This is a genomic window from Burkholderia sp. MSMB1826 (genome assembly GCF_001526325.1).
GTDB lineage: Bacteria > Pseudomonadota > Gammaproteobacteria > Burkholderiales > Burkholderiaceae > Burkholderia.
Window position 1 is genome coordinate 1 of the sequence record NZ_LOYN01000034.1, and the last position, 23,152, is coordinate 23,152.

The following is a 23,152-nucleotide window of genomic DNA, read 5'->3' on the forward strand; positions in this document are numbered from 1 at the left end:
CAGTCGGACGAACTCAACGCGTACCCGGACGCGTTCAAGCAATCGTGGCTGTACACGGAGCTGTACCGCGCGCGCAACTTCAAGCAGTGGATGGCCAAGGGCCTGTACCTCGGCACGCTGATGGTCGGCATCGAGCAGAAGGTGATGGGCGGCAACGTGCCGTGGACGCTGCATCACCAGCATGCGGACCACGAGATGCTGAAGCCTGCGTCGCAGTGCGAGCCGATCGCGTATCCGAAGCCGGACGGCAAGCTGACGTTCGACCGATTGTCGTCGGTGTTCATCTCGAACACGAACCACGAAGAGAACCAGCCGGCGCACCTGACGCTGAAGGACGCGAGCGTGCCGGTGAACGTGAACCTGCGCACGTACGCGGGGCCGGAGGCACGGTTCTGCCCGGCGGCGGTGTACGAGTTCGTGAAGAACGACGACGGCAGCGAGCGGCTCGTGATCAACGCGCAGAACTGCGTGCACTGCAAGACCTGCGACATCAAGGACCCGACGCAGAACATCGTGTGGGTCACGCCCGAAGGCGGCGGCGGGCCGAATTACCCGAACATGTAACGCAAACGCATCCTGCGCCCGCGGGCGCGAACGAACCGGAGTGAGACGATGAGCAATGCAGCGAAGGAAGTCGTGGTGGTGAGCGGTGTCCGTACCGCGATCGGCGATTTCGGCGGGAGCCTGAAGGATTTCTCGCCGACCGATCTCGGCGCGAAGGTGGTCGCCGAAGTGCTGGCGCGCGCGAACGTGCCGGGCGATTCGGTCGGGCATGTCGTGTTCGGCCACGTCGTGAACACCGAGCCGAAGGACATGTATCTCGCGCGCGTCGCGGCGATCAACGGCGGCGTCGCGCAGCACACGCCGGCGCTGACCGTGAACCGCCTGTGCGGCTCGGGCCTGCAGGCGATCGTGTCGGCCGCGCAGACGATCATGCTCGGCGATGCCGACGTCGCGATCGGCGGCGGTTCGGAGAGCATGAGCCGTGCGCCGTACACCGTGCCGGCCGCGCGCTTCGGCCAGCGCATGGGCGACGCGAAACTCGTCGACATGATGCTCGGCGCGCTGCACGACCCGTTCCAGACGATCCACATGGGCGTGACGGCCGAGAACGTCGCCCGCAAGTACGACATCTCGCGTGACGCGCAGGATGCGCTGGCGCTCGAATCGCATCGTCGCGCGGCGCGCGCGATCGCGGAAGGGCGCTTCAAGGATCAGATCCTGCCGATCTCGATCCGCACGAAGAAGGGCGAAGTCGCGTTCGACACCGACGAGCACGTGCGGCACGACGCGAGCGCGGACGATTTCACGAAGCTCAAGCCGGTGTTCGTGAAGGAAAACGGCACCGTGACGGCCGGCAACGCGTCGGGCATCAACGACGCGGCCGCTGCCGTGCTGATGATGAGCGCGGACGCTGCGCGCGCGCAGGGCGTGAAGCCGCTCGCCCGCCTCGTCGCGTATGCGCACGCGGGCGTCGATCCTGCATACATGGGCATCGGTCCGGTGCCGGCCACGCAGAAGGCGCTCGAACGCGCGGGCCTGAAGATCGCCGATCTCGACGTGATCGAAGCGAACGAGGCGTTCGCCGCGCAGGCCTGCGCGGTCACGCAGGAACTCGGCCTCGATCCCGCGAAGGTCAACCCGAACGGCTCGGGCATCTCGCTCGGTCACCCGATCGGCGCGACCGGCGCGCTGATCACGGTGAAGGCGCTGTACGAACTGAAGCGTATCGGCGGCCGTTACGCGCTCGTGACGATGTGCATCGGCGGCGGCCAGGGGATTGCCGCGATCTTCGAGAACATCTGATAATCGAGCGCTCCGCACCCGAACACACAGGAATCGTCATGACCATCGAAACCGTCGGCGTCGTAGGCGCCGGAACCATGGGCAACGGCATTGCGCAAACCGCGGCCGTTGCCGGACTCAGCGTCGTGATGATCGACGTCAGCGACGCCGCGCTCGACAAGGGCCTCGCGACGCTGAAGGGCAGCCTCGAGCGGCTCGTGTCGAAGGACAAGCTCGACGCGGCCGCACGCGATGCGGCGCTCGCGCGCATCGCGACGTCGACCGACTACGCGAAGCTCGCGGCGGTCGACATCGTGATCGAAGCGGCGACCGAGAACGTCGAGTTGAAGGGCCGCATCCTGAAGCAGATCGAGTCGGTCGCGCGGCCCGACGCGATCATCGCGACCAATACGTCGTCGATCTCGATCACCGCGCTCGCGGCGCCGCTTGCCGATCCGTCGCGTTTCCTCGGCATGCATTTCTTCAACCCGGTGCCGCTGATGCCTCTCGTCGAGATCATCCGCGGGCTGCAGACGAGCGACGCGACCGCGTCGGCCGTGCGCGCGCTGACCGAGCGTTTCGACAAATCGCCGATCGGCGTGCGCAATTCGCCGGGCTTCGTCGTGAACCGGATCCTGGTGCCGATGATCAACGAAGCGTTCTTCGTGCTTGCGGAAGGCATCGCGTCGGCCGAGGAGATCGACGCGGGGATGAAGCTCGGTGCCAATCATCCGATCGGGCCGCTCGCGCTCGCGGATCTCGTCGGGCTCGACGTCTGCCTCGCGGTGATGGACGTGTTCCTGAAGGACTTCGGGGATCCGAAGTATCGCGCGTGCCCGCTGCTGCGCGAGATGGTGTCGGCGGGGCGCCTCGGGCGGAAGACGGGACGCGGGGTGTACGACTACGGCAAGTAAGCGGCGCATCGGTGCCTCTTCGCGCGGCCGCCTTCGGGCGGCCGTGTGCATTGTGCGGCACGCGCGGCGGGATTACGCGTCGAGTATCGACAGGTCGCGCGGCAACGCGCGCTTGAACATCGACAGAAGCTGCCGCGCCGCCTTCGGCGGCAGCGTGATCGCATGGCGCACGGCCGCCGCGATCTGGATCATCATCAGTTCCGCGAATGCGCTGCGTTGCGCGCGGGTCGTGTCGGGCGCGACTTCCGCCAGCGCATCCGCGAACAGTGCGGCCAGGAATTCGCCGTCCGCGCGATCCAGTTCCTGCAGCGCGCGATCGGCCTGCGTCGCGCGCCAGATGTCGCGCATCAGCGGCTCGTCGACGAACATCCGGTAGTAGCTGTCCGTGATGCGTGCGAGCGTGCCGTGCAGGTCGTCGAGCGTCTTCATCGTGGCGAGATCGCGCCGCACGCAGTCGTGGCCGACGGCGTTGTAGCGCTCCGCGAGCGTGCCGATCACGGCCGCCTTGTCCGGAAAGTACTGATACAGCGACCCGAACGAAATGCCCGTGCGTTCGACGATGTCGCTCATCCGGAACGCGTCGCAACCTTTCTCGATCATCACTTCCGATGCGCACGCGAGGATGCGCTCGAACCGCTCGCGGCTGCGCTGCTGCGTCGGTACCAGCCGCGCACGCGCCGGCGCGTCCGCCGCCGTGTCGGGCTCGTCGCTCTGCCCCGATTTTTGCCGGCCCATGCCGCCTCCCGAAAAACTTGACGTTATTAATGCGAGAGTCTATCGTGTTTTTAAAACGCGAGACATTCTCGTGTTTTTCCAAAAAGGAGACGCACATGTCGGCACTTCCCATCCTCATCGTCGGCGGTTCGGGCAAGACGGGCGCCCGCGTCGATGCCCGGCTGCGCACGCGCGGCCTCGCGACGCGACCGGTGTCGCGCACGTCGGCGGTGCGCTTCGACTGGACGGCGCCCGACACCTGGCCGGCCGCGCTCGATGGCGTGTCGGCCGCTTACGTGACCTATCAGCCCGATCTGGCCGTGGACGGTGCGGTGGACGCGATCGCCGAATTCGCGCGGCTCGCGCGGGAGCGTGGCGTCGAACGCGTGGTGCTGCTGTCCGGGCGCGGCGAGCCGCGTGCGCAGGCCGCCGAGGCTGCGCTGCAGGCGTCGGGCGTGGGCTGGGGTGTCGTGCGTGCAAGCTGGTTCAACCAGAACTTCTCCGAAGGCTATCTGCTCGACGGCGTGCTGGCTGGCGAAGTCGCGTTGCCGGCCGGCGCGGTGCCCGAGCCGTTCGTCGATGCGGACGACATCGCGGACGTGGCCGTGGCCGCGCTCACCGATGCGCGGTTCGCGGACCGTGTGATCGAGGTCACGGGCCCGCGCGCACTGACGTTCGCCGAAGCGGTCGACGAAATCGCACGGGCTGCCGGGCGGCCGATCGCCTATCGCGAGATTCCGCACGACGCGTTCGTCGCGGGGCTGCGCGAGGCCGGCGTACCGGCGCCGATCGTCGCGCTGCTCGACGACCTGTTCGACGTGGTGCTCGACGGACGCAACAGCGCGGTGACGCACGGCGTCGAGGCCACGCTCGGGCGCCCGGCGCGCGATTTCGCCGACTATGCGCGTGCGGCCGCCGCGACCGGCGTGTGGAACGCCCGACCGTGATCGTGTTCGTGACTTCAGCGTTGTTGTGAGCGGCCAAGTTCTTGATTTTCCATGGGGCCAAAGACATCTTTTTCGGCGAGCCGATCTGTCGAAATGACGGCGGTCGATGCGTGGATTACGTATAATACGTATTCCACGCACAGGAGGCCGCCATGCCGACCATCACCGCCACAGAACTGGCTCGCCATACCCGCCAGATCCTCGATCAGGTCGCCCAGCGTCGCGAAACGATCGTGGTCGAACGCAATCAGACGGTGATCGCCCGTCTGGTGCCCGCCGAGCCCATGATGCGTGCTGCCGAAGCACTCGCCGATTTGCCAGTGAGCCTGGGCGCCGAAGACGCGGCACGCTGGCTGCGCGACAGCCGCGAAGGCTTCGAAGACGGGGTGCGTGACCCATGGGCATGATCATCGATAGCTGCGTGTGGGTCGGGCTCGCCGGCGGAACGGTCGAATCGCGCGCCGTGATCGACACTGCCGGTGATGCGCCGGTGTTTATCTCGACCATCTCCCTGGGCGAACTGGCGTTCGGCGTGCAGGCCTGCGCAGACGCTGCGGAGCGCGCGCGTCGAGCTGCGTATCTGCGCCAGCTCGAGCGGCGGCCGGTACTCGACGTCACGCGTCATACCGCAGCCGCGTTCGGGGTGCTTGCCGCCGCCGTCAAGCAGGCCGGCCGCTCGCCACGTCCGCGTTACAACGACCTGTGGATTGCCGCGCAGGCGATCGAGCGAGGCTATACGTTGATGACGCTGAATGTGGCGGATTTTGCCGACCTCCCGGGTCTTACGGTGCGAGTACCGCAAACGTCAGCATCGGCGTGATTGACCTCGAGCTGTGCGTGTCGCGTACGCGATGCCCACTTTTGAGGTGCCGTGATGAATCTGGAAGCAGTCGGCGACCGATCCGGACCGCGGGGCTTGCCAGGTGTGCTGTCCGTGTTCGGCATGTTCGCGGTGACGCTGGCCGTCAACGTGCCGCTCAATGATGCGCTCGCCGCGGCCGATCCGGCCACGACGCACGGCGCGGCGCTGTGGGCGCGCTACCTGCACGACTGGATGAGGTGGAATCACGTGCGCACGGTGGCGTCGGCGGCCGCGTGCGTGTCTTTTATCGCGGGGATTGCGGCGCGGTAGCGCCGCGCCGATCCGCGCGCTACAGCAACCGCTCGGAGAGCACGCGGAACGCGACGTCGGGAACGACGAAGCACATCGGCTCGCCGGTGGCGCCGATGCGTGCGAGGAAGTCGCTCTCGCCCACGGGGCCGACCGTCTTCAGCGGCCGGACGGCGTCGACGTCGATCGGCAGGTCGATCGACGCGTACGCGAGGCGGTCGCAGTCTTCGACGTGCGCGATCGCCGAGTGCTGCAGCGACACGGATGCGACGGCATCGCGCCAGTCGTTGAAGAACGGCGCGAACGCGTCGGGCAGCGTTCGATCGTCCGACGCTTGCGCCGTGCAGCGGAAGTCGGGCGCGCTGCCGCCGCTTCCCGCCAGCAGCGTGTCGTAGCGTCCATCGCGTACCGCATGGGTAAAGGGCCGCGCCAGATGCGACGGCAGCGCGTCGCTGAAAAGCCGGCTGCCGAGCGCATAGAGCGGGTGGTCGAACACGTTCTTCACGAACAGCACGGTGCGCTCCGCCGGCGCGCCGTCCGGCAGCGCGTCGACGTAGAGTCGCCAGTTGCTCTGCAGCGGCGACGGAAAGACGCGCCGCAGCGGACCCGCGAGCCGCGGACCGAAGTGCCGGTGCCGGTAGGTGAGTGTTGTAAACAGCGTGCGGCCGCCGCGGCTCGCGAGCGTGACGCCGCGCGGCACGAGGTGTGCGACGGCCGCGACATCGACGACCCACGTGCAATACACGACATGTTCGACGTCGCTCGCGAGCTGCAGGAACGGTAGCCGCGACAGCAGCGTGCGGCGTGCGCGCAGCAGCGAGCCGCTCGCGACGATCCGGTTGGCGATCCGGCCGGCGAGGCCGGTGGACGGGTAAACGAAGGCGTTATCGTAGCGCATGGGCGGCATTGTGCCGGGCTTGTCGCGTGCGCGGAAGAGGGGGCAGCGTCGTTGGCCGAACCGCGTGCGGTTGCCGGGCGCCGCCGTAAGGTGCTGCTCGTGCGATGGATTCCGCCGGCCGGTTTTCACGCGTGACGCACGCGTGCGGATGATCGATCGCAATCGGCGCTTCGGATCGAATGCGGATGTCGGTGCGCCGGAATCGACGGAAAAATTGCCGTCGACCCGCACGTACCGGAGATGTGGCAGCGCTCCAGCGATCCCGCCACGATTCATTCCGGCTCGGGTTCGTGCATCCGTTGCCGCGACACGCTCAACCAACGCGCGATCCTGCCGCCCGCGAGTTGCCACTCGAACGGATTGCGGAAGTCGAACGTGTACAGTTCGCGTCGAAGGTACGGCCAGCACCCCCGTAGACTCCGGGACACCCGCGCGCGCTCGATGCGCGAGGGCCGCCACGTGTCGTGCCAGGGGAAGTTCGTCGCGATACTCGAGCGCCGTCGCGGTAACCGGAAATTGAGCGCATACGCGTACCGCGGCTGGTCCGAGAAGTTGGCCCCCGCGGCATGCAGCGTGCGCCCCGCATGCACGGTGCAGTCTCCCGGCATCAACGGACATGCCACGGCGCGTGCCGGATCGAATCCGCCGACACACTCGAGTCCATGGGCGGTCACGTCGCCCCCGAGCGGTGCATGCGGAAGGACGTCGTACCGATGCGATCCGGGGATGAACTGCATGCACCCGTTGTCGATCGACACGGCTTGCAACGGAATCCAGAAGTTGATTTCGCGATGGTCGATGCGCGCGTCGGTAAACGCGTCGTCCTGATGCCAGGGCGTCACGGTGTCCGTATGCGCCTGCTTCAGGAAAAAACTGTCGCCGGCGAAACGAACGTTCGGGCCGAGCAGCGTCTTGGCGATATCGAACGCGGCGCGGCGGATACGGAGCCTCGATAGCCGACGCTCGAAATAGGATGCCCAGTGGAGTTGGAGAAGTTGAGGCTCGAAATCGCGCCCGTTCGACTCGGGATAGAAATCGAACATCAGGCCCTCGGCGTAGCCCGTGCGGCCGCCGAGCAGACGATGGCCGATTTCGCGCAAGTCTTCGATCTCCGAGGTGTCGATCAGCCCGTCGATGACCGCAAAGCCGTCGTGATGGAACCGGGACCGAAGATGGGCTTGCATTGGAGCCTTGACGATGAGTTCACGGATCGCGAAGCGATGCAGACGGCCTCTTTTTCGATTTTCGTATTTTCGCGCGGGACGCTTCTGTTCGATATCTTACGTTGATTGCCGACGGCGGAGCAGCCGACGAGGCGTCTGCGGGTGTCCGGCGACCTGGCCGCGCGGGCGCGCAATCGCCGGGCGACGCGGCATGGTCGGGCTCGCGCGAGGTATTTCGACGGCCGGTCTCGACGCGTGACGCACGTGCGCGAAAGCCGGCCGTTCGCGCGTCAGTACCCCGACCCGCCGCCGCCCTGATCCGTGACGATCGCCACCCCCGAACTCGTGCCGAGCCGGGTCGCGCCGGCCTCGAGCATCGCGAGCGCGGCCGCGCGGTCGCGCACGCCGCCCGACGCCTTCACGCCGAGCGTCGGCCCGACCGTGCGGCGCATCAGCGCGACATCCGCGAGCGTCGCGCCGCCATGGCCGAACCCGGTCGACGTCTTCACGAACGCGACGCCGAGATCGCGGCACATCTCGCACACGCGCACCTTCTCGTCGTCGGTCAACAATCCCGTTTCGAGGATCACCTTGAGCGGCACCGTGCCGCAGGCGCGGTGCACGGCGTCGATGTCGGCCTTCACGTCGTCGACGCGGCCGCTCTTCAGCGCGCCGATGTTGATCACCATGTCGATCTCGCCGGCGCCCGCCGCGATCGCGGCGGTGGCTTCGAATGCCTTCGCGGCGGACAGCCCCGCGCCGAGCGGAAAGCCGACCACGGCACAGACGAGCACGCCGGTATCGGCCAGTTCGCGCGCGGCGAGCGGCACGTTCGCCGAATTCACGCAGACCGAGTAAAAGCGATGCTCGGCCGCCTGGCGGCAGAGTTCGCGGATCTGCGCGTCGCTCGCGTCGGGCGCGAGCAGCGTGTGATCGATGGTTTGGGCGAGTTGGGCGTTGGAAAGCGGCATGTGTCAGGACTCCACGGATCGTGTGCGGAAAGGGCACACGGAAAGTTGATGTTTTCACATCGGTTTGTTACAAATACGACATTCCGGCCGGGCCTGCGCGCCCGGCACGACGAGCGACTCACGCGACGGGCACGCAGGATACAGGCATGGAAACAAAGAAGGGCGAACGGATCAAGACATTGATGAACGTGCTGCAAGGGCAGAACGCGATTCATCTGCGGGAAGTCGCCGAGCTGTTCGGCGTGTCCGAAATGACGATCCGCCGCGATCTCGCGGACAACCCGCACGGCCTCAGCCTGATCGGCGGCTACGTGACGCGCCATTTCGCCGCGCAGCGCAGCGACATCGGCGAATACCTGATCAGCGCCGAGAACAACCGGCAGACCGAGGAAAAGCGCCGCATCGGCAAGCTGGCCGCGCAGTTCGTGACGACCGGCGACACGATCTTCGTCGACTGCGGGTCGACCACGCCGTTCGTCGTCGATTTCATTCCGGACGACCTCGAATTCACGGCGGTCTGCAATTCGCTGAACGTGTTCGCGAAGCTGCAGCAAAAGCCGCATTGCAACGTGATCCTGTGCGGCGGCGCGTATCACCGCCAGAACATGGTGTTCGAATCGGTCGCCGAAACGGGCATCCTCGATTCGGTGCGCGTGTCGAAGGCGTTCATCTCGGCGGCCGGCGTGAGCGATCGCTGCGGCGTCACGTGCTTCAACTTCCACGAAGTCGATGCGAAGAAGAAGGTGATGGCGCGCGCGCAGAACCGCTTCCTGCTGGTCGATCACACGAAGTTCGACGAAGTGCGCGCGGCCTATTTCGCCGAACTGACCGATTTCAACTACGTGATCTCCGACGGGCAACTGAGCCGCCGCTACGAAACGGCGATCCGCGAGCACGGGATCGCGCTCGTGACCTGATGCGGCGCGGGCGTGCAGCGCGCCGAGCGTCGCGCTATTCATCGCGTCGAGCATCGCGCGCTTCCGCCGCGCTCAAGTAGCCGGTGACCACTTCGAAGCGGCGCGCCGCGCCCGGCGCCAGCGCCGCGACGTGGCCCTTGCGGCGTTCGGCTTCGTAACCTTCCGGCTCGCAGGTCGACGGCAGCGCGAACGCGGCGACCTGCTGATCCGCGTTGTGCAGGATCCAGCGCGTCGCGTGCGGGAATTGCGCGGGGCGGTACGCGGTATGGAACGCGCCGCCGTCCGGATGCGCGAGCCGGAAATGCGCGACGCCGTCGGCATCCGTTTCCACGTCGTTCATGAAGAACACGATCTCCGGGTCGTACAGCGCGGGCGCATCGAGCGTCGCGAGCCGCGCCGGTTCGCGCGCGAGCGTCGCCGTGTAGTCGCGCCACGCGGCAGTCGGCTTCACGTGCGCGGGCACGCTGTCGCGCAGCCGCAGGCCGCCGCTCGGGAGCGATTGCACGAAGCGGCCGCCCGGCACGTACGCGTAGTTCAGGTGGGCCATGTACATCAGGTCCATCGGCGCGCCGCCGAGATTCGTCACGTCCATCGCGATCGTCATCCGCGCATCGTGCTCCGTCAGCCGCACCGACGGACGCGCGACGTAGTGGCTGCCGAAGCCCTGCACGTACTCGTATTCGCCTGTCACTTCGACCGTGGCGCCGCGCGCATCCGTGCCGACGACCAGGCTCGCGCGATCCATCGGCGCGCACGGCATCTCGCCGTGCAGCGCATGCGTGTCGTCCGGCCCCGGGCAGCCGTTGCGCAGCAGCCCGCTGTGGAACATGAAGCAGCCGTAGGTATCGACGATCGACGTCGCGCGCCTCGGCTGCCGGAACATGTGCTTCATCGTCAGGTCGCGACCGTCGAATTCGGCGGCCCAGATCATCTGGCCGAGATACGGCAGCACGACGAGATGGCCGCGGCGGTTCTCGAGCTTCAGCGCCTCGACGCCGGACGGATACGCGAACGCGGTGACGGTGATGCCGTCGGTGCGGTACAGCGTGCGCGGTGTTTCGCGGAAATCGTCGCGCCGCAGTTCGATCTCGCCGCGCATGGTCAGGCTCCCGACGTGTGGCGCGTCGCGGCGTAGCGCGCGGACGCGTGCTCGTCGGCCGCCGCGTCGGGCGTGGCCGCCGGCAGGTGACGCAGGCAGTAGAAGCCGTAGTAGACGATCACGACGAAGCACGCGAGCGGCACGACGAACGCGAGCTGCATGTTGCCGCCCGTGTGATCGGAGATCAGCCCCTGGATCAGCGGCACGACCGCGCCGCCGACGATGCTCATCACGAGGATCGAGCCGCCGTATTCGGTGTCCTTGCCGAGGCCGTCGATCGTCAGTCCGTAGATCGTCGGCCAGCACGGGCCGAGGAAGATGCTCACGCACACGGCCGCATACACGGCCGTGATGTTGTGCACGCTGATCGTATACGCGAGCAGCGCGATGCACAGGATGCCGTAGACGATCAGCACCTTGGCCGGGCCGACGCGCTTCATCACGAGCGTCGCGACCAGCTTGCCGACGAAGAACGCGAAGAAGGTCGCGAGCAGGTAGCGCGACGCGCCGCGCTCGGTGAGGCCGCCGATCTGCATCGCGAGCCGGATCGTGAAGCTCCACACGCCGACCTGCGCGCCGACGTACAGGAATTGCGCGACCACGCCCGCGACGAAGCGCCGGTTGCCGAACAGGCGCGCGAGCGTGCCGCGCGCGTCGATCCGGTGCGTGACCGTGCTCGCACCGTTGCCCTTGCACGCCGGGTACGGCGTGAGCGCGAACACGACGAACACGGCGGCGAGCACGACGATCAGCCACTTGTACGGTTCGAGCGTGGCCTGAATCATCGCGAGCTGGTGCGTGTGGGCTTCGGCGGCCGACATCGCCGCGAGCTGCGCGTGCGACGCGTCGCCTTCCTTGAAGATCAGGAAGCTGCCCATGTAGACGCCGGCCATCGCGCCGAACGGATAGAACGTCTGCGAGATGTTCAGCCGCCGCGTGCTGGTGTCGCGCGGGCCCATCAACGTCGAATACGAGTTCGATGCCGTTTCGAGGAACGACAGGCCCGCGGCGATCACGAACAGCGCGACGAGGAACATCCCGTACTTCGCCATCGACGCGGCCGGGAAGAACAGCAGGCAGCCGGTCGTGTAGAGCAGCAGGCCGACGAGGATCGTCGTCTTGTAGCTGAACTTCTTCACGACGGTCGCGGCCGGAATCGCGAGGAAGAAGTAGCCGAGATAGAACGCCGACTGCACGAACGCCGATTCGAAATCGGACAGGAAGAACGATTTCTTGAACTGCGCGATCAGCACGTCGTTCAGGTTCGCGGCGGTGCCCCACAGCGCGAACAGGCAGCACAGCAGCGTAAACGCGAAGAGCGGCGTGCGATTCAGATAATAGCCGTCGGGTGTGTGTTCGATCCGGGTTCGGCTCATGGGTGTCTCCTTCCCAATGTCTCGTCGATGAAGGCGCCGGTCAGATGCCGGCGTCGCGGAGGAAGCGTTCGAACGTCGCGGCGTGGGCGTACGACTTCTGCGTGCCGAGGCCCGTGACCGAATGCGCGGCGTAGGCGGACGCGTAACGCATCGCGTCGACGGCGTCGCGCGACGCGGCATAGCAGCGCGCGAAGCAGCCGATATACGCATCGCCGGCGCCCGTCGTATCGCGCGCGTCGACCGGCACGCCCGGCACGTGGCGCGCGCCGTCGCGCGATACCAGCAGCGAACCCTTGTCGCCGAGCGTGACGAGCACGTGCTTGAGCCCGCGCGCGACCAGCGTTTCGGCGGCCCGGGTCGCGCTGTCGCGCGAATCGACCGGCATGCCCGACACGATCGCGAGCTCGGTCTCGTTCGGCACGAAGAATTCGACGGAACGGATGCGCTCGAAATCGAGGTCGGCGACGGCCGGGGCCGGGTTCAGCAACACGGGAATGCCGTGCCGTGCGCCGAGTTCGATCGCGTGATAGACGGTGTCGAGCTCGATTTCGAGCTGCAGCACGATCAGCGCGCAGTCGGCGAGCATCGAGGCGGCCGCATCGACGTCGGCCGGTTGCAGATGGCGGTTCGCGCCCTTGACGATCAGGATGCTGTTGCTCGAATCGGGCTCGACGAAGATCGGCGCGACGCCGCTGGGCACGCCGGCGACCTTGCGCACGTGCGTGGTGTCGATGCCTTCGCGCTCGAAGTTGCGGATCGTGTTGTCGGCGAACACGTCGTCGCCGACCTTCGTGACCATCACGACGCGCGCGCCGAGGCGCGCGGCCGCGACGGCCTGGTTCGCGCCCTTGCCGCCGCAGCCGAGTTCGAAGTTCGGCGCCTCGAGCGTTTCGCCCCGGGCGGGCATGCGCGTGACATAGGTCACGAGGTCGACCATGTTGCTGCCGATGACGGCGATCGTCTCCATCTGCGTCTCTTCCTTGGTATGGGGGGCGCCGCGCGCGTGGTCGGCGGCGGCTTGTGACAGGTGATAATAAAATCACATTGAATGTGAAAATGCAATCCTATGATGTTAGAAGGGTCACTTGTGGGGGCGGGCATCCGGCCGGACGAATTGTTCGTTCCGCCGCGTTGAAGCGGGTTCGGATTCATCGGGGGGGCCGCTGGGAGTCGTTACGCGAACGATGCCGCGTTCTCGGGTTTTCGTTGCGCGGCGCGATGCGAGCCATGTCGCGCGCTTCGCGGCCGCACGCCAGGATGACCGGCCGATTACCGTTTTGTTATCTACGCCGTTCGCGCCTGCACGGTGAGCGGCCGCGTCGCCGTTTCCGGGTAACATCGCCGGATGTCCCCATGCAAGCGACGGAGCCGGCCATGCGCATCCTGATAGTCGAAGACGAGCCGAAGACGGGCGCGTACCTGAAGAAGGGGCTCGAGGAATCGGGCTTCAGCGTCGATCTCGCGAAGGACGGCGGCGAAGGGCTGACGCTCGCGCAGGAAGAGCGTTACGACGTGATCGTGCTCGACGTGATGCTGCCCGTGCTCGACGGATGGGGCGTGCTCAAGCGGCTGCGCGACACGCACACGACGCCGGTGCTGTTCCTGACCGCGCGCGACGACGTGCAGGACCGCGTGCACGGCCTCGAACTCGGCGCCGACGACTACCTCGTGAAACCGTTCGCGTTCGTCGAGCTGCTCGCCCGCATCCGCACGCTCGCGCGGCGCGGGCCGCCGCGCGAGACCGAGCACCTGGCGGTCGGCGATCTGGACATCGACGTGGTGCGCCGCCGCGTGAAGCGCGGCACCACGCGGATCGACCTCACGCCGCGCGAATTCTCGCTGCTGCAACTGCTCGCGCGCCGACAGGGCGAGGTGCTGAGCCGGACGCAGATCGCCTCGTACGTGTGGGACATGAATTTCGACAGCGACACCAACGTCGTCGAGGTCGCGATCCGGCGCCTGCGCGCGAAGATCGACGACGCGTTCCCGGTCAAGCTGATCCATACCGTGCGCGGCGTCGGCTACGTGCTCGAACCGAAGGACGACGCATGACGCGCCCGCGCTCGCTGGCCGCGACGCTCGCGCTCGCGTTCGCCGCGACCACGCTCGCCGCGTTCGCGCTCGTCGGCGCGTATGTGTATGCGGGCCTCGAGCGGCAGGTGAATACGCAGGACGATCTCGACATCGTGCTGGCCGCGCGCCACACGCGCCGGCTCGCGGGCGAGCTCGAGTCGCTCGATGCGGTTCGCGCGCATGCGGAGCGGCTGACGAGTCAGGTGCTGGGCAACGAGGCGCTGTCGATGGCCGCCGTCGATGCGCGGGGCGACGTGCTCGCACGTCACAACGTCCGGCTCGCCGCGCCCGACGATGCGCCCGCGGCCGCATCGGTTCCGCTGGCCGACGCGCAATTGTTCGCGCCGCACGCGGTGCCGGTTCCCGCGGACGACCGGATCACGGCCGACCGGCTCGTCACGTGGACCGCCGACGGCGGCACGCCGATGCGCGGCGTCGTGATCGAGGCCACGCTCGGCGACCGCACGCCGATCCGCATCGCGATCGCCCGCAACATGCGCGACAGGGCCGATCTGCTCGACGGTTACCGCGACCGGCTCAAGCTCGCCGGCGGGCTCGGCGCGCTGTTCGCGCTGCTGCTCGGCTACTGGCTGATCCGCACGGCGCTCGCGCCGCTGCGCGAGATCGTCGACAACACCGGCCGGATCACGGTCGACAAGCTCGACACGCGGCTCGACGCGTCGCGCGCGCCGCCCGAATTGCGCGCGCTCGTCGATGCGCAGAATGCGATGCTCGGCCGCCTGCAGCAGGCGTTCGCGCATCTGTCGCAATTCAGCGCCGATCTCGCGCACGATCTGCGCACGCCGCTGAACAACATGCGCGGCGCCACCGAAGTCGCGCTCGCGCGGCCGCGTTCGGCCGACGAGTACCAGGCGCTGCTCGAATCGAATCTCGAGGAATACGATCGTCTCGCGCGGATGATCGAGAACGTGCTGTTTCTCGCGCGTGCCGAGCATCCGAGCTTCGTCACCCGGCAGCGCGCGTTCGACGTGCGCGACGAACTCGAGCGCATCGCGGAGTATTTCGAGGGGCTCGCCGACGAAGCGGGCTCGACGTTGCGCGTCGAAGGGCAGGGGCAGCTGACCGCCGACGTCGAGCTGTTCCGCCGCGCCGTCGGCAACCTGCTCGCGAACGCGCTGCGTTACACGCCCGCCGGCGGCGTCATCACGCTGAGCGTGGACGAAACCGCCGATGCGGTGCGCGTCGTCGTCGCGAATCCGGGTGATCCGATCGATCGCGCGCTGCTGCCGCGGATCTTCGACCGGTTCGTGCGCGGCGACCCCGCGCGCAGCGGCGGTGCGCCGGGCGGCACGGCCGGGCTCGGCCTCGCGATCGTGCGCTCGGTGATGGAGCTCCACGGCGGTACCGCGCAGGTCGAAAGCGACACGCTCGGCACGCGTTTCACGCTTACGTTCAACCGGCTGGCGGTAGTGTGATGGCGGGTGCGGGTCGCGCGGCCGGTGCGTGTTCCATCGCGCCGGTGTTCGATTCCGCATCCACGCCCACGCTCGCCTGCCAACCGCCGCCCAACGCCTTCAGCAACCCGACTTCGGCCTCGATCCGGCGCGCGTCGATCTGATCGGCCGTGCGCCGATTCGTCAGCGCGATCGTCTGCGCGGTCACCACGTCCAGATAGCTGACGGCGCCCGCGTTGAAGCGATTCGTCGTCAGCCGCAGCGACAGATCGGCCGCGTCGGTCGCGCGCTGCTGGCTGCCGGCTTCGGACGCGAGTGCGTCGAGCGCCGACAACTGATCCTCGACCTGTTGGAACGCGACGAGCACGGTGTGCCGGTAGTCGGCGACCGCACCGTCGTATTGCGCATGCGCGCCGCGCAGCGACGCGCTGCGGCGGCCGCCGTCGAACAGCGTGCCGGCGAGCTGCGGACCGAGCGACCAGAACAGGCTCGGCGCGGTGAGCCACGGCGCGAAGAACGAACTCTCGAGGCCGACGCTCGCCGACAGCACGAGATCCGGGAAGAACGCGGCGCGCGCCTCGCCGATCCGCGCGTTCGCGGCCGCGACACGGCGCTCGGCCGCCGCGATGTCGGGCCGCCGCTCCAGCAGTTGCGACGGCACGCCGGCCGGAATCGCCGGCACGTGGAACGCCTGCACGCGCGGCGGCAGCACGAACGTCGACGCGCTCTCGCCGACGAGCGTCGCGATCGCGTGCTGCAACTGCGCACGCGACGCGTCGATGTCGGTGTCCTGCGTGCGCGTCGATTCGAGCTGGGTCTCGGCTTGTGCGACCGCCGACGCATCGATCGCTCCGGCCGCGAGTTGCCGCTTGAGCAGCGTCAGTGCGTCCGCGTACGCGCGCACGGTGTCGTCGAGCAGCTGCTTCTGCGTGTCGAGCGAGCGCAGCGCGAAATAGTCGGTCGCGAGTTCGGCCGTGACCGACAGCTTCACGGCCTGCAGATCGGCCGCGCTCGCGGCGGCGTCCGCCTGCGCGCCCGTCACCGCGTCGCGTACGCGGCCGAACACGTCGGGTTCCCAGCTCGCGGCCACGCCCGCCTGATAGTCGGGCGTCGTCTTGCCGGCGAGCGACGAGCCGAGCCGGTTTTGCGACACGCGCGCGCGGCTTTGCGCGGCGCCCGCGGTGATCGTCGGCAGGAACCCGGCGTGCTGATAGTCGACCGTCGCGCGCGCCTGCTGCAACTCGGCGACGGCTTTCTTCACCGTCTGGTTCGACACGTCGATGCGCGCTTCGAGCGCGTTCAGGTCGGCATCGTCGAAGACGGTCCACCAGGCGCCGCGCGCGGCGGCGTCGGCCGGGCTCGCGGTGCGCCAGCCGGCCTGCGCGGCCGAGGCGCCCGCGTAGTGCGCGGGTACCGCGACGGCGGGCGGCGAATACGGCGGCAGCGTCGAGCACGCGGTCAACGCGGCCGACGCCGCGGCGGCGCCGAGCGCGACGGCGCGACGGGCGAACGGGAGCGGATGAGGAAGGCGCATGGCAGGGATCTCGGGAGTCGTCGTCGAATGGGTTAGCCGCGGGCGGATGCCGCAGCGGGCGTCGATGCGGCCGACGCGGTGCCGGCCGCGTGCGGCAGCGGCATGTCGCGGGCAGTGGCGCCGTATGGTGGTTGCGTGGGCTGCGCGGCGTGCGGGGACGAAGGGGACGCAGTGGACGAACCCGACGAAGCAGACGAACCCACAACCGGCACCGCCGCACGCGCTGTCGACACGACCTTCACGACCTTCACGGCCTCCCCGGCCGTAATCGCATCGCCCGGGTTGTCGATCACGCGATCGGTTGCCGAGAGCCCCGCGACGATCTCGACGCGCGTGCCGAAATCGCGTCCGATCTGCACGGTCTTCAGCGCGGTTCGGCCGTTCGCGCCGACGGTGGCGACCGTCACGCCGTTCGGCCGGAACAGCAGCGCACTGACCGGCAGATCGAGCGCCGGCGCCGCACTCGGCACGGCGAGATGCGCCTGCGCATACGCGCCGGGCATCAGCGCGCCGTCGCGGTTGTCGACGTCGATCTCGACGCGCAGCGTGCGCGTGACGGGATCGATCGCGCCCGCGCTGCGCGCGACCCGCGCGGCAAGCCGCCGTCCCGGATACTGCGGCGTCGTCAGGTAGACCGGCGTGCCGGTCGATACGCCGGCTGCGCTGTCCTGCGGCACGTCGACGAACACGCGCAGCGTGTCCGTCTGTTCGAGATGGAACAGTTCGCCGGACAGGCCCGGGCTGCCCGGCGTGCCGCCCGCGGTGACCAGCGTGCCGACGTCGACGTTGCGTGCGGTGATCACGCCGTCGAACGGCGCGGTGACGGACTCGTACGACACGAGTTCGGCAAGATGCGCGACGTTCGCCTGCGCGGACGCGAGCATCGCGCGCTTCGCGTTCATGTCCGCGACCTTCGTGTCGGTGTCCTGCTGCGACACCGATTGCGTGTTCAGCATGTCCTGCCAGCGCTGCGCGGTCGATTTCGCATAGTCGTAGTTCGCCTGCGCGCTCGCCTCGTCGGCGCGCGCCTGGCGCAATTGCGCGTCGAGATCGGGCGCCGAGATTTGCGCGAGCGTCTGACCGGCCTTCACGTGCGTGCCGAGATCGGCGCTCCAGTGCGCGACGTAGCCGCTCGTGCGCGCATAGATCGACGCGTCCGCATAGGGCGCCACCGAGCCGGGCAGCGTCAGCGTCTGGTCGGCCGGCGCCGCGCCGGGCACGACGACCGACACCGGCAGCGCCTGCTGCGCGGCCACCTGCGCACGCTGCGCGGCGCGTGCATCGATACGCGGCACGATGCCGAGCGCGAGCAGCGCGGCGGCGAGCGCGACGGCGGCGAGCGGCACGGCGAGCTTGCGGGCGCCACGGCTTGGCGGCACGTCGCGTGCCGCGTCACGGGTTGTGTCGTGTGCTGTGGGCGGCACGGTTGCGTTGGCGGTCGGGGTATTCGGAGCGGCCGGTGTGGCCGAAGCAGCCGAAGCAGCCGGCGTGGCCGGAGTCGCAGACGTTACCGCTTCGGCGGCGGGCGGCGGGGCGACGGGTTCGATCGAGTCGTTCATGGTGGGTCCGGAGTCGGGCGAATCGAAGGATGAGAAGGGGCGGCCGTCTGCACTCAACGCAGCGCTGGCGTGTCGGGCGCGTGCTGTGCGGGTCGCGCGGCCGCGGCGTCGCGACGCCGCGCGAGCCACGCGTGAACGAAGCCGAACAGCACCGGTACGAACAGCAGCGTCGAGCACGTGCCGAACGCGAGCCCGCCGATCACCGCGCGGCCGAGCGGCGCGTTCTGCTCGCCGCCGTCGCCGAGGCCGAGCGCCATCGGCAACATGCCGATCAGCATCGCGAGCGCGGTCATCACGACGGGCCGGAAGCGGCTGAAGCCTGCGTCGAGCGCGGCCTGCCACGGCGGCGCGCCGGCCGCGAGCAGCTCACGTGCCGCGTTCACGACGAGAATGCTGTTCGCGGTCGCGATGCCGATGCACAGGATCGTGCCGGTCAGCGCGGGCACCGACAGCGTGGTGCCCGTGACGAACAGCATCCACGCGATGCCGGCGAGCGACGCCGGCAGCCCGCCGACGATCACGAGCGGATCGAGCCACGACTGGAAGTTCACGACCATCAGCAGGTAGACCAGCGAGATCGCGAGCGCGAGGCCGCCGAGCAGGCCCGAGAACGACTCGTGCATCGCCTGCACCTGGCCGCGCAGCACGATCGACGAGCCGGGCGGCAGTTGCGCGCGCGCGGCGTCGACGAGCTTCGTCACGTCGGCCGTGACGCCGCCGAGATCGCGCCCCTGCACCGCCGCGAAGATGTCGAGCACCGGCTGCACGTTGTAGTGCGACACCACGGCCTGCTGGGTCGAGCGCGAGAACGTGCCGAGCGCGCCGAGCAGGTTCTGTGCGGGCGCGCCCGCGGCCGGTCCGCCGGCCTGCGTCTGCGGCGTGCTCGCGGTGCCGGCGGGCAGCGGTACGTTCGCGAGCGACTGCAGCGAATTCACCGTGTATTGCGGCGTCTGCACGAGCACCGGGTAGCTGACGCCGTTGCGCGGATCGAGCCAGAAGTTCGGCGTCGTCTGCGAGCTGCCGGACAGCGCGATCAACAGGTTCTGCGCGACGTCGCGCTGCTGCAGGCCCGCCTGGATCGCCTTCGTGCGGTCCACGTTCACGTCGATCGCCGGTTCGTCGCCGGGCTGCTGGATGCGTGCGTCGACGAGCCCGCGCACGCCGCGCAGCTTCGCGAGCAGTGCATTCGCGACCGCGCGGTTCTGGTCGAGCTTGTTGCCGACGATCTGGATGTCGATCGGCGCGGGCAGCCCGAAATTGAGGATCTGGCTGACGATGTCGGCCGGCAGGAACGCGAACGTCACGCCGGGGAACGACTGCGCGAGCACGTTGCGCAGCGTCGCGACGTAGGCGGCGGTCGACGCGTGATTCGGCTTCAGCGTGACGAGCACGTCGGCGTCCTCGGTGCCGATCGGGTCCGACGAATCGTACGTGAGGTTGATCCCGCTCACCGGCACGCCGATGTTGTCGAGCACGCCGGCGAGTTGGTTCGCCGGAATCACGCCGCGGATCTTCGCTTCGACTTCGTCGGTCAGCCGCGCGGTTTCCTCGATTCGCGTGCCGGTCGGCGCGCGCAGATGCAGACGGATCTCGCCGGTGTCGACCGATGGGAAGAAGTCCTGACCGGCGAACGCATAGAGGCCCGTCGATGCGACGCACGCGAGCAGGAACGCGGCCGCGAAGCGGCGCCGCCGCGCGATCGCCGCGGACAGCAACGCGCGATAGCGCAGCCGCACGGCCTCGAAGCGATGCTCGAACGCAGCCTGGAAACGCGCGATGCGTGCGAATACGCCGCGCGGCGGCCGGCCGCTCCCTTTTGCGCGCATCAGCGCCATCGCGAGCGTCGGCACCAGTGTGCGCGAGAAGAAGTACGACGCGATCATCGCGAAGATCACGGCCTCGGCCAGCGGCACGAACAGATAGCGCGCGACGCCCGTCAGCAGGAACATCGGCACGAACACGATGCAGATCGACAGCGTCGACACGAAGGTCGGCACCGCGATCTCGCCCGCACCGGTCAGGATCGCGTCCTCGAGCGGCGCACCGCGCTCCAGATGATGCGTGATGTTCTCGATCGCGACGGTCGCGTCGTCGACGAGGATCCCGACCGCGAGCGCGAGCCCGCCGAGCGTCATGATGTTGATGGTCTGGCCGAGCGCGGACAGCGCGAGCAGCGACGTGAGCACCGCGAGCGGGATCGTGACCGCGATGATCAGCGTCGCGCGCCAGCTGCCGAGAAACAGCAGGATCATCAGCGCGGTCAGGCACGCGGCGATCAGCGCTTCGCGCACGACGCCCTGGACCGCCGCCTTCACGAACACGGACTGATCGTCGAGCGGCGCAATGTGCAGCGCCTTCGGCAGCCCGGCCGCGATCTTCGGCAGCATCGCCTTCACCTGGTCGATGATCGTCAACGTCGACGCGCTGCCGGTTTTCTCGACCGTCAGCAGCGCCGCGCGCTTGCCGTCCGCCCGCACGATGTTGGTCTGCGGCGCGTAGCCGTCGCGAACGTGCGCGACGTCGCGCACGTACACGACATTGCCGCCGATCGTCTTCACCGGCAGGTCGTTCAGCGCGGCGACCGTCTGCGTGCTGCCGTTCATCTGCACGTTGTATTCGTGCGTGCCGATCTTCGCGGTGCCGCCCGGCAGGATCAGGTTCTGCGCATTGATCGCGTTGACGACGTCGATCGGCGCGAGTCCTTTCGCCTGCAGTGCGCGCGTATCGAGGTCGACGACGATCTGGCGGATCTTGCCGCCGAACGGCAGGGGCACGGCCGCGCCCTGGACGGTCGCGAGCTGGGTGCGGATGAAGCTGTTGCCGAGGTCGTACAGCTGCTGCTCGGCGAGCGTGTCGCTCGACAGCCCGAGCTGCAGGATCGGCACCGTCGATGCGTTGTACGTGATGATGTTCGGCGGCAGCGTGCCGGGCGGAAGGATGCGCAGGATCGACGCGGCGTTGCTCGCGGCTTCCGCGATCGCGCGATTGATGTCGGCGCCCGGGTGGAAGAAGATCTTCACGACCGACACGCCGTTCAGCGACTGCGACTCGATGTGCTCGATGTCGTCGACGTCGGACGTGAGCGCGCGTTCGTAGTTCGACGTGATCCGCTTGGCCATGTCCTCCGCGGAGAAGCCGTTGTACGACCAGACGATGCTGACGACCGGAATGTCGATGCTCGGGAAAATGTCGGTCGGCGTGCGCAGCAGCGCGAGCGGTCCCGCGATGAAGATCAGCAGCGCGAGTACGACGAACGTGTAAGGCCTGCGTAACGCCAGCCGGACGATCCACATGACGGTGCTCCAAGAAACAGGGCGCGGATTGCGCATTCGATGCGACGAGCGTGCAGTCTGCCGGCGCGGCGTTGACCCGACCCTGACCCGAGGATTACGAAGTCGTTATCTGTGGGGGCGGCGGCAGCCGCGTTGGGCCGCCCGGGGCTCGCCCTTGCTTTTTCATATGCCTTACAACAAAGTAAGGGACACTGGAGGTATCGCAATGACAGCAGCCACCATCACTTCAAAGGGCCAGGTCACCATCCCGGTGGACGTCCGCAATCAACTGGGCCTGAAGTCCGGAGACTGGATCGAATTCAGCTTCAACGAGGCAACGGGCCGGTATGAGATCTATCCGGCCACGCGCTCGCTTGCATCGCTGAAGGGCGTCGTGAAGAAGCCCGGGAAGCCGGTGTCGATCGAGGACATGAATCGGGCCATCGCCGAGCAGGGAGCGTCCGCGCGATGAGGGACTCGATACGAACGTGCTGGTCCGCTATTTCGCACAAGACGATGCCGTGCAATCAAAAAGAGGCGACCGCGTTAATGGAGTCGTTATCGACGGAGCGTCAGGGGTACGTTTCGCAGGTTGCGCTGGTCGAGGTCGTCTGGGTGCTGGGGCGTTGCTACGGCGTGGAGCGCGAACAGATAAAAGACATTCTCGAAGCAATGATCGCTACGAAGGAACTGACCGTTGAAGGCGCTGACACGGTGCGAAAGGCGCTTCGCGTTTTCGCGGCATCACCGAAGGCGGATTTCGCGGACTGCCTGATCGAGCGGTCGGCACACGTCGCTGGGTGCGAGTACACCGCAACTTTCGACGTGGCTGCGTCGAAGGTCGCTGGCATGCGATTGATAAAGTAATCACGGCGCAAGCCGACAACAGGAAAACGGGCGGCCGGATAACGAAACCGTAATCGAAGCCTCACCTTCAGGAAAGCGCGCGAATCGCAGAATGGACACAACTCCTCATCGCATTGATGCGGAGCGGATGTCCGGCCCGATCTGCGGACGCAAACATGCCATCCTGTGAGGTGAACATCATGAACAACCTGATTCGTGCAGTCCTGCTTTCCTGTGCGCTGAGCGCACCGATCGTCGCCTTTGCGCAAACCACCGACCATACGGTCACACGCGCCGAGGTGCGTGCCGATCTCGTCCGTGTCGAAAAGGCCGGTTATCGGCCTATCGGCAGCGATCCTTACTATCCGGAAGACATCCAGGCCGCCGAGGCGAAGGTCGCCGCGCAGCAAGCGCAATCGGCCGCTGCACGGCCGACGGACGCTGCAAAGCCCGCGACCTCATCGTTCGCGTCGCTTGACACGCAGCAGTTGTACGAGCATCACTGAACGCGGCGATCGACCGCCGCCCGCGATGCTGGCGGCGGACCGATCGACGGCA

The 23,152-nt window shown here is 67.9% G+C and carries 22 protein-coding genes and 1 pseudogene; 13 read left to right on the forward strand and 10 right to left on the reverse strand.

Annotated elements, in window-relative coordinates; all coding sequences use genetic code 11:
- The 3 genes from WS95_RS21880 to WS95_RS21890 all read left to right on the forward strand — a co-directional run.
- A partial coding sequence (locus tag WS95_RS21880) for a 4Fe-4S dicluster domain-containing protein (protein WP_179950221.1) occupies positions 1 to 564 on the forward strand: 564 nt, incomplete at its 5' end.
- A gap of 48 nt (positions 565 to 612) precedes the next feature.
- On the forward strand, positions 613 to 1,806 hold the full coding sequence (gene bktB, locus WS95_RS21885; RefSeq protein ID WP_059825882.1) for a beta-ketothiolase BktB: 1,194 nt from the start codon (positions 613 to 615) through the stop codon (positions 1,804 to 1,806).
- A gap of 38 nt (positions 1,807 to 1,844) precedes the next feature.
- Positions 1,845 to 2,699 carry a 3-hydroxybutyryl-CoA dehydrogenase gene (locus tag WS95_RS21890; protein WP_059825884.1) on the forward strand — a complete coding sequence of 285 codons (855 nt, stop codon included), beginning with the start codon at positions 1,845 to 1,847 and terminating at the stop codon, positions 2,697 to 2,699.
- A 72-nt stretch (positions 2,700 to 2,771) separates the two neighbouring features.
- Here the strand turns inward: WS95_RS21890 and WS95_RS21895 are convergent, their stop codons facing one another.
- Positions 2,772 to 3,434 (reverse strand): TetR/AcrR family transcriptional regulator, encoded by a 663-nt coding sequence (locus WS95_RS21895; RefSeq protein ID WP_059825887.1) that lies wholly within the window; start codon positions 3,432 to 3,434, stop codon positions 2,772 to 2,774.
- A gap of 95 nt (positions 3,435 to 3,529) precedes the next feature.
- On the opposite strand from WS95_RS21895, the gene WS95_RS21900 reads away from it, so the two are divergent.
- The 4 genes from WS95_RS21900 to WS95_RS21915 all read left to right on the forward strand — a co-directional run bounded on the left by WS95_RS21900 (position 3,530) and on the right by WS95_RS21915 (position 5,492).
- On the forward strand, positions 3,530 to 4,360 hold the full coding sequence (locus WS95_RS21900) for an NmrA family transcriptional regulator (protein WP_059825890.1): 831 nt from the start codon (positions 3,530 to 3,532) through the stop codon (positions 4,358 to 4,360).
- Positions 4,361 to 4,512: 152 nt separating this feature from the next.
- On the forward strand, positions 4,513 to 4,767 hold the full coding sequence (locus WS95_RS21905; protein WP_034209384.1) for a type II toxin-antitoxin system Phd/YefM family antitoxin: 255 nt from the start codon (positions 4,513 to 4,515) through the stop codon (positions 4,765 to 4,767).
- Positions 4,758 to 5,180 (forward strand): type II toxin-antitoxin system VapC family toxin, encoded by a 423-nt coding sequence (locus WS95_RS21910; protein WP_034209383.1) that lies wholly within the window; start codon positions 4,758 to 4,760, stop codon positions 5,178 to 5,180. Before WS95_RS21905 ends, WS95_RS21910 begins: the two co-directional genes overlap by 10 nt.
- A gap of 105 nt (positions 5,181 to 5,285) precedes the next feature.
- Positions 5,286 to 5,492: an anthrone oxygenase family protein gene (locus WS95_RS21915; RefSeq protein ID WP_257139930.1), complete on the forward strand. Its 207-nt coding sequence runs from the start codon at positions 5,286 to 5,288 to the stop codon at positions 5,490 to 5,492.
- Between the two features lie 19 nt (positions 5,493 to 5,511).
- Here the strand turns inward: WS95_RS21915 and WS95_RS21920 are convergent, their stop codons facing one another.
- From WS95_RS21920 to deoC, 3 genes are all read right to left on the reverse strand, one after another.
- Positions 5,512 to 6,378: a DUF2071 domain-containing protein gene (locus WS95_RS21920; protein ID WP_059825959.1), complete on the reverse strand. Its 867-nt coding sequence runs from the start codon at positions 6,376 to 6,378 to the stop codon at positions 5,512 to 5,514.
- Positions 6,379 to 6,641: 263 nt separating this feature from the next.
- Positions 6,642 to 7,553 carry a phytanoyl-CoA dioxygenase family protein gene (locus WS95_RS21925; RefSeq protein ID WP_059825892.1) on the reverse strand — a complete coding sequence of 304 codons (912 nt, stop codon included), beginning with the start codon at positions 7,551 to 7,553 and terminating at the stop codon, positions 6,642 to 6,644.
- 269 nt (positions 7,554 to 7,822) lie between these two features.
- Positions 7,823 to 8,503 carry a deoxyribose-phosphate aldolase gene (gene deoC / locus WS95_RS21930; protein ID WP_059825894.1) on the reverse strand — a complete coding sequence of 227 codons (681 nt, stop codon included), beginning with the start codon at positions 8,501 to 8,503 and terminating at the stop codon, positions 7,823 to 7,825.
- 146 nt (positions 8,504 to 8,649) lie between these two features.
- On the opposite strand from deoC, the gene deoR reads away from it, so the two are divergent.
- A complete protein-coding gene (gene deoR, locus WS95_RS21935; RefSeq protein ID WP_034209379.1) occupies positions 8,650 to 9,420 on the forward strand; it encodes a DNA-binding transcriptional repressor DeoR in 771 nt (256 codons plus the stop codon).
- A gap of 34 nt (positions 9,421 to 9,454) precedes the next feature.
- Here deoR and WS95_RS21940 read toward each other — a convergent pair whose 3' ends face one another.
- From WS95_RS21940 to rbsK, 3 genes are read right to left on the reverse strand one after another with little or no spacing between them, the layout of a single operon-like run.
- A complete protein-coding gene (locus tag WS95_RS21940; protein WP_059825897.1) occupies positions 9,455 to 10,519 on the reverse strand; it encodes an aldose 1-epimerase family protein in 1,065 nt (354 codons plus the stop codon).
- Positions 10,520 to 10,521: 2 nt separating this feature from the next.
- The gene (fucP, locus tag WS95_RS21945; protein ID WP_034209377.1) at positions 10,522 to 11,895 is read right to left on the reverse strand and encodes an L-fucose:H+ symporter permease; all 1,374 of its coding nucleotides are present in this window, start codon (positions 11,893 to 11,895) and stop codon (positions 10,522 to 10,524) included.
- 40 nt (positions 11,896 to 11,935) lie between these two features.
- Positions 11,936 to 12,862: a ribokinase gene (rbsK, locus tag WS95_RS21950; RefSeq protein ID WP_059825899.1), complete on the reverse strand. Its 927-nt coding sequence runs from the start codon at positions 12,860 to 12,862 to the stop codon at positions 11,936 to 11,938.
- 407 nt (positions 12,863 to 13,269) lie between these two features.
- Here rbsK and WS95_RS21955 point away from each other — a divergent pair, with 407 nt between their 5' ends.
- Together WS95_RS21955 and WS95_RS21960 are read left to right on the forward strand one after the other, a co-directional pair.
- On the forward strand, positions 13,270 to 13,947 hold the full coding sequence (locus WS95_RS21955) for a heavy metal response regulator transcription factor (protein ID WP_059825962.1): 678 nt from the start codon (positions 13,270 to 13,272) through the stop codon (positions 13,945 to 13,947).
- Positions 13,944 to 15,404: a heavy metal sensor histidine kinase gene (locus tag WS95_RS21960; protein WP_059825903.1), complete on the forward strand. Its 1,461-nt coding sequence runs from the start codon at positions 13,944 to 13,946 to the stop codon at positions 15,402 to 15,404. Before WS95_RS21955 ends, WS95_RS21960 begins: the two co-directional genes overlap by 4 nt.
- On the opposite strand, the gene WS95_RS21965 is transcribed toward WS95_RS21960, so the two are convergent.
- Genes WS95_RS21965 through WS95_RS21975 form a run of 3 tightly spaced genes read right to left on the reverse strand, consistent with a single transcriptional unit; the run spans position 15,382 to position 21,769 of the window.
- Positions 15,382 to 16,917 (reverse strand): efflux transporter outer membrane subunit, encoded by a 1,536-nt coding sequence (locus WS95_RS21965; RefSeq protein WP_059785282.1) that lies wholly within the window; start codon positions 16,915 to 16,917, stop codon positions 15,382 to 15,384. The genes WS95_RS21960 and WS95_RS21965 overlap by 23 nt on opposite strands.
- 32 nt (positions 16,918 to 16,949) lie before the next feature.
- On the reverse strand, positions 16,950 to 18,476 hold the full coding sequence (locus tag WS95_RS21970) for an efflux RND transporter periplasmic adaptor subunit (protein WP_059825911.1): 1,527 nt from the start codon (positions 18,474 to 18,476) through the stop codon (positions 16,950 to 16,952).
- Between the two features lie 53 nt (positions 18,477 to 18,529).
- Entirely contained in the window at positions 18,530 to 21,769 is a 3,240-nt protein-coding gene (locus WS95_RS21975; protein ID WP_059825917.1) for an efflux RND transporter permease subunit, read from the reverse strand.
- 205 nt (positions 21,770 to 21,974) lie between these two features.
- Here WS95_RS21975 and WS95_RS21980 point away from each other — a divergent pair, with 205 nt between their 5' ends.
- From WS95_RS21980 to WS95_RS21990, 3 genes and pseudogenes are all read left to right on the forward strand, one after another.
- Entirely contained in the window at positions 21,975 to 22,220 is a 246-nt protein-coding gene (locus WS95_RS21980) for an AbrB/MazE/SpoVT family DNA-binding domain-containing protein (RefSeq protein ID WP_059825921.1), read from the forward strand.
- Positions 22,183 to 22,615, forward strand: a pseudogene (locus tag WS95_RS21985) (PIN domain-containing protein). The gene WS95_RS21980 and the pseudogene WS95_RS21985 overlap by 38 nt, the downstream one beginning before the upstream one ends.
- Positions 22,616 to 22,794: 179 nt before the next feature.
- Entirely contained in the window at positions 22,795 to 23,100 is a 306-nt protein-coding gene (locus WS95_RS21990; protein ID WP_059825968.1) for a DUF4148 domain-containing protein, read from the forward strand.
- Positions 23,101 to 23,152: the final 52 nt, after the last annotated feature.